The organism is Microbacterium sp. AK009 (assembly GCF_013410955.1).
In the GTDB taxonomy this organism is placed as follows: Bacteria; Actinomycetota; Actinomycetes; order Actinomycetales; family Microbacteriaceae; genus Microbacterium.
Map to the genome: position 1 here is coordinate 91,443 of NZ_JACCCG010000003.1, position 11,697 is coordinate 103,139.

The following is an 11,697-nucleotide window of genomic DNA, read 5'->3' on the forward strand; positions in this document are numbered from 1 at the left end:
GTCGAGCCGCACGAGTTCGACGCGTTCTGGAGCGGAGCGCTCGAAGACGCGGGCGCACCATCTCGGCCTCGTGCTCGATGAGGTATACGTGCCGCTGGCCAGGCCTTGCAGGTCTACGACGTGGCGTCCCGGATAATGACGGCCGTGCGTGGCTGACGCTTTTCGCGTGAGCCTTCGCAGCGTTCGGGTAATGCGGCGAGTGAGTTCATCGGGTCCGGCCGTGGATGGGAGCTGCCCACCGACAGCCTGCTGTTCGGCTTGGCCGGTCACGCGCACCTCGTCACGGATACGCGTGGCCAGGGCGCATCGTGGAGCTATGGCGCGACGGAAGACAATTCGGTGTCGACGGGCCCGCGCACGCCGGATTCCCGATATCCGTGATCCAGCCGCGCGGAGCCTACTGCTATTTTCGGCTCATCGGCTCATCGGCTCATCGGCTCATCGGCTCATCGGCTCATCGGCTCATCGGCTCATCGGCTCATCGGCGACGCGGCGGGTACCGTCGAGGTTGTGCGGAGTGGAGCGATCTCAAAGGAGAATCGTAGGGGGGTGTGCGGCATCAGCAAGGGTGACGGCTGAGCTGTGCACGGGTCTCGCGGCGGGGATGGCCCGTGTTCCATTCCTGCGCGACTTTCCTCGCGCGGTCGCCAGGACGGACTCGCCTTCAAGCTCACACGGTACTTGTTGGCGCAGCGGGACCGGGGTGACGGCGCGTAGCGAATGTTGCGGTACTTCGACGGCGTTCAGTTCGCTGGGCAGATCGATGCGCCCACCCACGTGTCCGTCGCCCTCATCGACGACACGTGCCCGCCGACGACGGCGTTTGGCACATACAACGTCATCTGTGCGACGAAGTCCATGCAGGTGTGGCCGTACAACGCACACGAGGGCGGGAAGGCATCGGACGAGCATGACCCTCTCGAGCCCTTCCCGCGGGAGCTCGTATGATGTCACGAGTCCGCGGCCGCCAGCCGCTTAGCGACCGTCCGACTGACCCCGCCCGTCCATCCGCCACACGCTCTCGAGGCGGATATCCGAACCGGCAGTATGCTCGAGCATTGCATGGATAGTCGCCTCCCAGCTTCGGAGGTCGAGTTTTGACGCTGCCATGCCGGCAATCACCTCGGCATACGGTCGGTCGGTCTCGATGTGGTGGAACAGCGTCCGGCCGTCCCGCCAGATGTGCCAGCTCAGGACACCGTTGGCCCGCAGCGCCTGGGCCAGCTCGTCCGGCACCGTAGCATGGACTCGTACGTAGTCGTCAACGCGATCCGAATGCAGAACTGTACGACGGGCCGTCACGTACGTTGGCTGTGCCACACGATCACCTCCCTCGGGCGAATCGTCGCGGAGGCCGACGATGACGCGTCGCACGACAGTCTTCCTCGCGACCGACTGTGTTCTGAGCGACACGCCCGAATGGGCAACTCTGCGGCTCGACCTACCGCCGAACCCGAAGCAGGCATGTCGGCACCTCGATCGCAAGCGCCCCGCGCCGGACTGCACTCCTCGCCGCTGTTCACTGGGGACTCGACGTCGAGGGATGGGGGCGACGACCTCTGCGAGAGCTTCTTCACCTGGCTACAGCTGTATCTGCTCACCGGCGAAGATGAGCTGCTCGCGAGTTGCGAGCGCCACTGGCCGGGCGGCACCGAGCAGCTGAATGCGCTCGGGATGCTCGACGAGGACTTCGATCGCGGGTACGACTCGTTCGGGACGGGCGAGTTGCTGCAGTTCCTGCATTTCCAGGCGGCCGCGCCACCGGAGAGGTGGGAGTCGGCCGCTTCGCCGAGCTCTTCAGCGATCCGGCCAAAGGCAATCTCGACCAGGTCCGCCTGGGCGGACCTCACCTCGTGTTTCCGCCGAGGGTGCCCCTGGCGATTTTCGGCCCGGCATTCCAGGATTCGGTGGAGTAACAGGGCGGAGGAGAGGTCGAGGGCCCAAAGGCCCGGATTGAGCTTGATAGACGTTTCCGAATCACGTGCGAGACGATAATCGATTATCAGCTATCGACTAAATCTCTTGGTGGCGGTACGCTCACTGCATGCTGCGGCGCGCGCTGCGCGACGATCTCGCGCTTACAGAGGTGGCGGTTGGCACCGCCGCTCTGGGGAATCTCTACCAAGAGACGTCCGACGACGACGCGGCTGCGGCTCTCGCCCGGGCATGGGAGGCAGGCGTCCGGTACTTCGACACCGCGCCGCACTACGGCCTCGGACTCGCCGAACGCCGTCTCGGGATCGCGCTCGCCGCTTGGCCGCGTGAGGAGGTGGTCGTGTCGACCAAGGTCGGGCGCTTGCTGCAGCCTCGCAGCGCTTCGCCGGGCGATCGCGACCCGGCTTTCGCAGTCCCCGCGACGCACGACCGCGTCTGGGACTTCAGCCGTCGCGGAGTCATCGCCTCCTTGGAGTCGAGTTTGCAACGTCTCGGTACCAATGCCGTCGACATCGCATATCTGCATGACCCCGACGATCATCTTGACATTGCCTTCGCCGAAGGGATGCCCGCGCTGCTCGCACTCCGGGAACAGGGCTTGGTTCGCGCCGTCGGAGTCGCCATGAATCAGGTGTCGGTGCCTGCCGAGTTCATTCGCAGATTTGATATCGACGTCGTCATGATCGCTGGTCGATACACGCTTCTCGATCGCTCTGCAGAGACGGAGTTGCTTCCCCTAGCGCGCGAACGCGGCATCGGAGTGGTGGCAGCTGCGGCGTACAACTCGGGGCTTCTCAGCGCCGACCACTTCGACGAATCCGCTCGTTTCGACTACGCCGAGCCGACTTCTGCCGTGTCGAGTCGTGCTCGCCGTATCTATCAGATGTGCGAGCGCTTCGGCGTCCCCGCTCCCGCCGCGGCGGTGCAGTTCCCGCTTCGGAACGACACCGTGAGGTCCGTCGTCGCCGGCGTCCGGACCGAAGATGAGGCGGCTGCACTCGTCGATCGCTACCGGACTGTTGTCCCGGACGAACTATGGGCGAGGCTCGGTGCGACCGACCGAACGACAGAAGACCCATGAGCTCCAGGCAAGCCCAGCGGGGAGGTGCGTCTCGGGCCAGCGAGCGCACGCAGCGTGACACGTTCCCCAGGCGGGTCACCCCCTCGTGGTTCGCAGACGCCAAGCTTGGCGTCTTCGTGCACTGGGGTGCCTACTCCGTGCCGGCCTGGGCGGAGCCCACCGGTGAATTAGGCGCGGTCGCCGACGACGTCTGGTTCGCCCACAATCCCTATGCGGAGTGGTACGCGAACACAATCCGAATCAACGGCAGCCCCGCCCAAGCGCATCATGCAAGGGCCTGGGCCAGTTGCGATTACGATGCTTTTCTCGACCTCTGGAAAGCGAAGAGCTTCGATGCAGAACGGCTCATGGAGGACATCCGCGCAAGCGGCGCCCGGTACGTGGTTCCCACGACGAAGCACCATGACGGTATAGCGCTCTGGAATGCGCCCGGAACCGGCGCGAGGAACGTGGTCCACCGTGGACCGCGCCGCGATCTTGTGGAGGAAATGGCAAAGGCCGCCCGCGGGGAGGGGCTGCGGTTCGGTGTCTATTACTCGGGAGGCCTGGATTGCCATCATTCGCCAACGGCGCCGATTCGAACGCACGCTCAAATGTACGGCACGAGACCAATCAACGTCGCATACGCATGCTACGCCTTTCGACACGTCGATGACCTCATACGCCGATACCGACCCGACATTCTCTGGAACGACATCGAGTGGCCGGATGCGGGCAAGGCCAACACTCCATTCGGGTTGCCCGAGCTGTTCCGGCGATATGTCGACACCGTCCCCGACGGAGTGGTCAACGACCGTTGGGGTGTCCCGTTCGCTGACTTCGCGACGAGCGAGTACCAGGCGCATCGCGACAGAGAATCCGGACTCTTCGAACACACGCGCGGCATCGGGCTATCGTTCGGGTACAACGCTGTCGAATCTGACGAGCACCTGCTTCGGGGAGACGATCTGATTCGCTACTTCGTGGACGTGGTGGCACGCGGGGGGAATCTCCTGCTCAACGTAGGGCCGACCGCGGAAGGCACACTGCCCGCGACGCAGCGCACTGTCCTGCGCGATCTCGGTGCCTGGCTCGATGTGAATGGCGAAGCGATCTACGGCTCGCGTCCGGCCCCCAAACCGTTCGCTGCGGCAAACGACCCCTGGGTGCGCTGGACCGCGAAACGCGGCAGTGTCTTTGCCTTCGTCGACGCCGGCACTGGACCGGCACGGGTGAGGTGCGTGACCGATCTCGTCGATTGGCAGGCGGCTCGCGCGGTGTCGCGCTCTCCCGCGCAGCTCTGGCGGGTCGATCACGGGTTCGTCGCAGACTTCGCAGCCACCGGAATCCACGTTCTCGAGCTTCCCCTGAGAAGTGAATCTTGAACGACCTGAAACCCTCACGCGCGGCCGACCTGCGTGATCGCCACACCTACCCAGAAGGAGAGTTGACATAATGAGATTCGCCCGCTTCGGCCCGCACGGCTCAGAGACGCCGGCCGTGTTCGATGGCACAGGGTGGCGCGCCCTCGTGGATGTATCGATGGACGAGGTCGTCGAGGACCTCCACGACGCGAGGGCGCGGGTCGCACAGCAGTGCCAAGAAGGGAATCTTCCCGAAATCGACGAGGGTGTGCGCATCGGGCCACCGGTGCTCCCGGGGAAGGTTGTTTGCATCGGTCTGAACTACAGGGAGCACGCTCGCGAGAGCGGCGCCGACATCCCGCGAGAACCGGTGATTTTCCTCAAAGCGGGGGACACCGTCGTCGGTCCGAACGATCCCGTGCTCATTCCGCGTGGCTCGAGCAAGACCGATTGGGAGGTCGAACTCGCTGTGGTCATCGGCCGTCGGGCCGCTTACTTGGCGTCGCCCCAAGCGACCGCTGAGGTGATCGCCGGGTTCACGATCTCGCACGACGTGTCGGAGCGGGAGTTCCAGCTGGAACGGGGCGGACAATGGGACAAGGGCAAGAACTGCGAGACTTTCAATCCGCTGGGGCCGTGGCTCGTAACCCCGGATGAGGTGCCGAATCCACAGATGCTCGGCCTGCGGCTCGCCGTGAATGGACATACGCGTCAGAGCGCATCCACGTCCGACATGATCTTCAGCGTTCTCGAGATCGTGCAGTACGTCAGCCAGTTCATGGTTCTCCACCCGGGGGATGTCATCAACACGGGCACTCCGGCCGGTGTCGCGCTGGGTCTTCCCGAGCCGAAGCCGTATTTAAGAGCGGGGGACGTGGTTGAGGTGGACATTGAAGGGCTCGGCCGGCAGCGACAGGAGTTGAGGAACGCATGAGCGGCGGCGAGTCGACCGATCTCAGGGGTCTGAGAGCCATCGTCACGGGAGGTGCGTCAGGCATCGGGTTGCGGACGGCTCGTTATCTGCGGGCCTGCGGGAGTGAGGTGCGTGTGCTGGATGTGCGTTTGGAGGATCTCCCGGACGAACTCGCGGGCTTCCGCGCCGATGTCGCGGACGACGCCGCAGTGCGGTCCGCGGTTGAGGCTTCGGTGCTGGACATGGGCGGGCTCGACGTGCTCGTCAACAACGCGGGAATCGGCGCCCAGGGGACGGTGGCCGACAACGACGACGCGACCTGGCATCGCGTGCTCGACATCAACGTTGTGGGCGCCGTCCGCGTCACGCGAGCCGCGCTCCCGGCGCTGCGCGCATCTGAGCGGGCATCGATTGTGAATGTGGCTTCGATCGCGGCGACCGCCGGACTTCCTCACCGTGCCCTGTACAGCGCCAGCAAGGGCGCTTTGCTCGCGCTGAGCCGTGCTATGGCTGCCGATCACGTGCGCGAAGGCATCCGAGTGAATGCGGTGAGTCCGGGAACGACGGCGACAGAATGGGTCGATCGCCTCCTCGCCTCCGCCGAAGACCCGCAATCTGAGCGAGCGGCGCTCGAGGCACGTCAGCCTCACGGCAGGCTCGTTCACCCTGATGAGGTCGCCGCCGCGATTGCCTTCCTTGCGAGCCCGCTCGCCGGGTCAACAACGGGGACGAATCTTGAGGTGGATGGGGGAATGTCAGGACTTCGATTGCGTCCGATGTGATGGCGAATCCGCCAGCCGACGATCCGGCGCTGAAGGGCATCGTCGATACGCACGTACACTTCTGGGATACAAAAGAGCTGAGCTACCCCTGGCTGACCGACACGCCCGAGCGGGGGAGCTACACGCCGGATGACTACTGTCGCGTCACGGACGGACGCGTCAGTCGCGTGGTCGTCGTTGAGGCGGGGGCAGATGCCGGCAGCTCACTCGCCGAGGTGCGCTGGATTGACTCGCTGGCCGAGGCTCACCCGTTCATCTCCGGAGTAGTCGCCGCCTGCGACTTGACCGCCATCTCGCTCTCGGACACTCTACTCGGGGCGCTCGTCGGGCATGCACGTGTGGTCGGAGTGCGACACTCCCTTCAGGATGATCCCGTCAATCGATGGCGGATCGAGGAGCTCTCCCTCGGCATCGGGGCGGTGACAGCCCACGGACTCACCGTGGATGTCTGCGTCCGCCACGGGCAACTTGACGCACTGGCGGGGCTCCTCGAGCAGACTCCTGACGCGACCGTCGCGCTCGACCACCTGGGCAAACCGCCTGTCGACGCGGGGATTAGCAGCGACGCGGGACAGCGTTGGTGCGCCAACATGAAGCGCTTGGCTCAGCTGCCCCGCCTCGCCGTCAAGCTCTCCGGCCTTGCCGGCGCGTCGACCGCCGCCCCGCTATTCTCAGCCCACGCCGATGCTTTCGTAGACTTCGCCGTGCAGGAGTTCGGCGCCGAGCGGTCGATGATCGGCAGTGACTGGCCGGTCAGCGCAAACAGCGGCGCCAGGGTGTCCGTCCTTCCGTGGGCCTCGCGCATTCAGCGAGTCGTCGGGCCCGGCTGGCACCAGATCTCATCGGCGACGGCGATCAGCTTTTACGGACTTTGACAGTCCGTCTCCAGGCAAAGGGCCAGCAGTGGCGGGTGATCGATGTTGCGGTTGAGCGAGACGCGTACATCCCTTTTATGCGGGCGAATGGTCGAGGATGCAGTCGACGAGCTTGTCGCCACTGTCCGAAGTGCTGATGAACCCGGGGGCTCAATAAACAGTGTGATTTCTTGGTGCCGTCATCGGCTTCGCCGATCTTGGCGTGGGTCGACGTCCGGAGTGGCGAAGATCGAACATGCCGTCGTGGAAGATTGCGCTAACGGAAGGTCCAAACAGTCGGGGGCCGGGCCTGGTCGGGTTGCTCTCGCAAGAGGCTGTGGGCGAAGGAGCCTGCACGCGGCCGATACCGCCGTGCAGGGGCGGTGTTCAGTGGTCGGGCGAGGGTTGAAACCGGATGCAGGTCAGGCAGAATCCTGCTGGAGCGCCCCTCGGCGTCATCAGAGTGTCGCCAGAGCCACTCGCTTGTTCTTTGCGGTGGTGAGCGTAACGGTATGCCCTTTCGTGGTCACACTCACGTCGGCGAGCATAAAGCAGGGTTCGTTCCAGGCCCCCACCGCTTGATCCCGGCCGCGGCCGGCCATTGCCGATGGTCTGAACCGCGCCGTTGCTGGTGAGCTCGGCGGTGAGAAGCCCGGGGTGCGCTGCAACGTAGATGAAGGCGCCGTCTATGCCAACCCATTGATGCGGCAGCGAGCGGTCAGATTCCGCGATAGCAGCACTGGTCGTCGACCAATCTGACGATCTTGACGTCGAGCCTCTAGTGAGCGGCCGCCTGAGCCCGTCGGCTGACCTGAACGCAAGAGTACGGCCTTTGGCAGGTGCCTCGCCGTCCGTGGAATCAGCGACCAGCCGACAGATGGTCGACGCTGCCGAAGCTCCTGGCCACGGAATGTTATAAGTTGTAAACTACACATTATCGAACATGGGAGCCAGGGTGGCAGTACCGTCTTTAGAGAATCGAGTCGCCTTTGTTACCGGCGCATCTCGAGGCCTGGGCCGCGAGTTTGCACTCGCCATGGCGGCGGCCGGAGCGAGCGTTGTAGTCGGCGGTCGCGATGAGCGCGCGGCAAAGACCGTCAAGGCCGAGATAGAGGACGCAGGAGGCGTCGCGGCTGTCGCCCTCGGCGACATCACGCGGCGGCCCGACGTTGAGAGAGTCTTTTCCGAGGCGGTGACTCGATTCGGCGCCGTTGACATCCTTGTCAATAACGCCGGAACCTGCATACATAGCCCCGCGTTGGAAGTCTCGGATACCGATTGGGACCTGGTCTTCGACACGAATGTGAAAGGTCCGTGGCTCTGTAGCCAGGTGTTCGGGCGGCACATGATCGAGCGACGCCGCGGTGTGATTGTCAACGTCGGATCGATGTCCGGAGAGATCGTGAACAGGCCTCAGTGGCAGCCTGCGTACAACGCGTCGAAGGCTGCCGTTCATCATCTGACGCGCAGTCTCGCGGCGGAGTGGGCGCCCTATGGGATCCGAGTCAACGCGCTTGCCCCGGGCTACATGCGCACCGACATGTCACCTGTCGATGAGCCGCGGTTCCGACAGAACTGGATCGATGACGCGCCCATGCGACGCGTCGGTGAGCCCGCAGAGCTTCGCGGCGCGATCGTGTTTCTCGCAAGCGACGATTCCTCGTTCATGACGGGCTCGATACTAAACATTGACGGAGGGTACCGAGTCTTCTAAAGGGGGCACCTTGATATCAAAGTTGTCTTGAGTTAGATTTCACAACATGACACACGCCCCCGATGCTGGCGACGGTGGGCAAGGCCGCCTCCTGGTAACGGGCGCAGCCGGCAATTTCGGATCAGCCTGTGCGCGACACCTTCTCGAGGTCGGATACGACATCGTCTCTCTCGATAGCCGCCCTTCCCACGTCGAAGGAGTGAAAAACGTCACAGCCGACCTCACAGATCTGGGTCAGGTCCTGGAGGCTCTGACCTACATCGACTGGCAGTACACGGGCGGAGTAGACGCAATAGTCCACCTCGGGGCCATCCCCGCGCCCGGCATCACCACATCCGGCGCGACATTCGATAACAACGCCCGCGCGACACATAACGTCTTTCTTGCCGCAAAGATCAAGGGAGTCAAGCGCGTGGTGTGGGCGTCGAGTGAAACCACAGTGGGCATCCCCTTTGATGTCCCTCCACATCAGGTGCCCGTCACAGAAGCCTCACCGCCGATGCCGCAGTCGACCTACGCGATGGTGAAGGTCCTCGAGGAAGAAATGGCGCGTCACTTCTGCCGATGGGACGCAGACCTGACGATGATCGGCCTCCGGTTCTCCAACATCATTCACGAGTCGGACTATCCGGAATTGATCGGTGCGCAGGGTGACCCGGCCGAGAGGCGCTGGAACCTGTGGGGCTACGTCGACGCCCGCGATGCGGCACAGGCCGTGGAGCTTGCCCTGAAGACCGCCCGCGGCGGTACCGACGTCTACATAATCGCTGCCGCTGACACCGTCTCGCCTCTGACCAACCATGACCTTCTGCGCGCTGAATTCCCGGGCGTTCACGTCGTCGGCGATATCGGAACGCACACCACTTTGCTATCAATCGACAAAGCTCGAAAGGACCTGGGCTATGAGCCTCACTTCAGTTGGAGAGATCACGTTGAACGCGAGTGAGCTAAGTGAACTTCCGGCCGACTACGCCGAGCGCGTCTATGCCGGCCTCCTCGGCAAGATTCTCGGCGTTTACGTCGGACGGCCCGTTGAGGGGTGGCTCTACTCGCGTATCCAGGAGCAACTGGGGGATATCGAGTACTACGTCCATGACCAGGTCGGCGTTCCTCTCATTGTGGTCGACGACGACATATCGGGCACTCTCGCGTTCTTGAGCGCGTTCCGCGATGTCGACTACGAAGCGAACCTGTCCGCCGAAGCGATCGGCGAGGCATGGCTGAACTACGCGATCTACAACAAGACGATCTTCTGGTGGGGCGGCATGGGCAACTCCACGGAGCACACCGCGTATCTTCGGATGCGGGACGGCGTCGTCCCTCCCCGGAGCGGCTCGGCCGCGCTCAACGGGCCCGTGGTCGCAGAGCAGATCGGATCACAGATCTTCATCGATGGGTGGGCGATGCTCTTCCCGGGTGATCCGGATCGGGCGGCCGAGCTCGCCCGCCGCGCAGCGTCCGTTAGCCACGACGGCGAAGCGATCTACGCCGCTCAGGTCATGGCCGCGATGGAAGCACGAGCCTTCGAGAAGGCCACGATCGATCACCTGCTCGACGCAGGGCTCTCCGTGATCCCCCCTGACTGCGTCATCGCTCGCCTCATTCGTGACCTACGGGGATGGCACGCGGAGGAGCCTGACTGGCGAGTGGCTCGGGAGCGGCTCGAGGAACACTACGGCTATCACGCCTTCGGGGGGAACGTCCATGTCGTGCCCAACCATGGTGTGATCATTCTCGCCCTCCTCTACGGAGCGGGTGACTGGAGCCGCTCCATGATGATCGTGAACACCTGCGGCTGGGACACGGACTGCAACTCCGGCAATCTGGGCGCTTTGCTCGGAATTTGGCACGGCCTTGCCGGATTCGAAGGTGACCGTGACTGGCGCACTCCTGTGGCGGATAGGCTCTTCCTTCCCACCGCGGACGGAGCACGCACCACAACGGACGCGGTGACAGAGTCTCTGGTTATCACGAATATCGCTCGACGCATACGTGGTCTTCAGCCCGTGCTCCCGAAGGGCGGAGCCAACTTCAGTTTTCTGTTCGCCGGCTCCCGGCAAGGCTTCCAGGTCGTCGACGGGGTAGGGAGCGTATCCAACAACGGTTCGTTGCTCGGCGACGAGCCAGGTCTTCGCATTTCTGTCGGATCGAGTGGTCATGTGCGAGTGGCCTCACCAACATTCGTCCCTCCTGAGATGCTCAACGTGGCCGGGTACGGGCTGCAAGGCACGCCGCGGCTCCACCCTGGCCAGACGCTTCGCGCACGGCTCCGGGCAGAAGGCGCCGACGCCCAAGTTCGCCTCACCGCCGATGTGTACAACGAGGACGATCTCACGGGCGTTGTGGCCGGAGAGGAGCGGACTCTCATCGCAGGGGAGTGGGCCGAGGTCTCCTGGACCGTCCCGTCGACGGGCGGATATCCCATTGCCGGTGTCGGGATAGATGTGAAGGGAGAGGAGGGCAGCGGCGTCTTCATCGACTGGCTCGACTGGTCCGGAGAGCCCGATATCGTCCTGACCCGCCCGCAACCGCCAACCTGGCGAGCCTATCCGAAGCCCAAGGGCGGGTCCGCGTGGCGTCGGGCGTGGGTCGACGCAATGGACCTCTTCGAGGAAGGGTGGGGTGAAGGGTGGCCTGAGCCGTTCCGTCTCATCCAAAACGAGGGCAAGGGCTACGTGTTTCACGGGCCCGAGGATTGGCGCGACATCGAGGTTTCTGCGGAATTCACTCCGCACATGGCCGATTCCACCGGGTTGCTCGTTCGTGTCCAAGGTTTACGTCGGCATTACTCCGCGGTGATCTCCCAGTCGGGTGAGTTGAAACTCGTGAAGACGACTGGACCCACTGAAGTCGTCCTCGCTCGGGTAGATATGCCCTTCGAGCTCTACCGGCCCGTCGCCTTGGCAATGCGTGCCGAAGGCTCCCGTCTTACGGTCAGCGTCGGCGGAGAGGTGGTTCTCTCGGCGGAGGACCACGAAGCAACGTTGCAATCCGGTGGAATCGGGCTCATGTGCGAGCGCGGACGCGTCGCCGTTGGTGCGGTGACGGTCCGGCCGGCGTGACCACGGACTCGCT

The 11,697-nt window shown here is 64.0% G+C and carries 11 protein-coding genes; 9 read left to right on the plus strand and 2 right to left on the minus strand.

Annotated features, from left to right (window positions below):
• Positions 1-720 precede the first annotated feature (720 nt).
• Positions 721-948 carry an acetylxylan esterase gene (locus tag HDC37_RS17595; RefSeq protein ID WP_374939153.1) on the plus strand — a complete coding sequence of 76 codons (228 nt, stop codon included), beginning with the start codon at positions 721-723 and terminating at the stop codon, positions 946-948.
• 27 nt (positions 949-975) lie between these two features.
• On the opposite strand, the gene HDC37_RS07040 is transcribed toward HDC37_RS17595, so the two are convergent.
• Together HDC37_RS07040 and HDC37_RS07045 are read right to left on the minus strand one after the other, a co-directional pair.
• The gene (locus tag HDC37_RS07040) at positions 976-1,506 is read right to left on the minus strand and encodes an L-rhamnose mutarotase (protein WP_308472128.1); all 531 of its coding nucleotides are present in this window, start codon (positions 1,504-1,506) and stop codon (positions 976-978) included.
• A gap of 75 nt (positions 1,507-1,581) precedes the next feature.
• On the minus strand, positions 1,582-1,743 hold the full coding sequence (locus tag HDC37_RS07045) for a hypothetical protein (RefSeq protein ID WP_179559709.1): 162 nt from the start codon (positions 1,741-1,743) through the stop codon (positions 1,582-1,584).
• A gap of 301 nt (positions 1,744-2,044) precedes the next feature.
• Here HDC37_RS07045 and HDC37_RS07050 point away from each other — a divergent pair, with 301 nt between their 5' ends.
• The 8 genes from HDC37_RS07050 to HDC37_RS07085 all read left to right on the plus strand — a co-directional run bounded on the left by HDC37_RS07050 (position 2,045) and on the right by HDC37_RS07085 (position 11,684).
• Positions 2,045-3,016, plus strand: coding sequence for an aldo/keto reductase (locus HDC37_RS07050; protein WP_179559710.1), 972 nt, complete (start codon positions 2,045-2,047; stop codon positions 3,014-3,016).
• A complete protein-coding gene (locus HDC37_RS07055) occupies positions 3,013-4,380 on the plus strand; it encodes an alpha-L-fucosidase (RefSeq protein WP_179559711.1) in 1,368 nt (455 codons plus the stop codon). Before HDC37_RS07050 ends, HDC37_RS07055 begins: the two co-directional genes overlap by 4 nt.
• 70 nt (positions 4,381-4,450) lie before the next feature.
• Entirely contained in the window at positions 4,451-5,293 is an 843-nt protein-coding gene (locus tag HDC37_RS07060) for a fumarylacetoacetate hydrolase family protein (RefSeq protein WP_179559712.1), read from the plus strand.
• Entirely contained in the window at positions 5,290-6,054 is a 765-nt protein-coding gene (locus HDC37_RS07065) for an SDR family NAD(P)-dependent oxidoreductase (protein ID WP_179559713.1), read from the plus strand. Before HDC37_RS07060 ends, HDC37_RS07065 begins: the two co-directional genes overlap by 4 nt.
• Positions 6,054-6,929, plus strand: coding sequence for an amidohydrolase (locus tag HDC37_RS07070; protein WP_179559714.1), 876 nt, complete (start codon positions 6,054-6,056; stop codon positions 6,927-6,929). Before HDC37_RS07065 ends, HDC37_RS07070 begins: the two co-directional genes overlap by 1 nt.
• A gap of 922 nt (positions 6,930-7,851) precedes the next feature.
• A complete protein-coding gene (locus HDC37_RS07075) occupies positions 7,852-8,622 on the plus strand; it encodes an SDR family NAD(P)-dependent oxidoreductase (protein ID WP_179559715.1) in 771 nt (256 codons plus the stop codon).
• A 46-nt stretch (positions 8,623-8,668) separates the two neighbouring features.
• Entirely contained in the window at positions 8,669-9,568 is a 900-nt protein-coding gene (locus HDC37_RS07080; RefSeq protein WP_179559716.1) for an NAD(P)-dependent oxidoreductase, read from the plus strand.
• A complete protein-coding gene (locus HDC37_RS07085) occupies positions 9,525-11,684 on the plus strand; it encodes an ADP-ribosylglycohydrolase family protein (RefSeq protein ID WP_179559717.1) in 2,160 nt (719 codons plus the stop codon). Before HDC37_RS07080 ends, HDC37_RS07085 begins: the two co-directional genes overlap by 44 nt.
• Positions 11,685-11,697 lie beyond the last annotated feature (13 nt).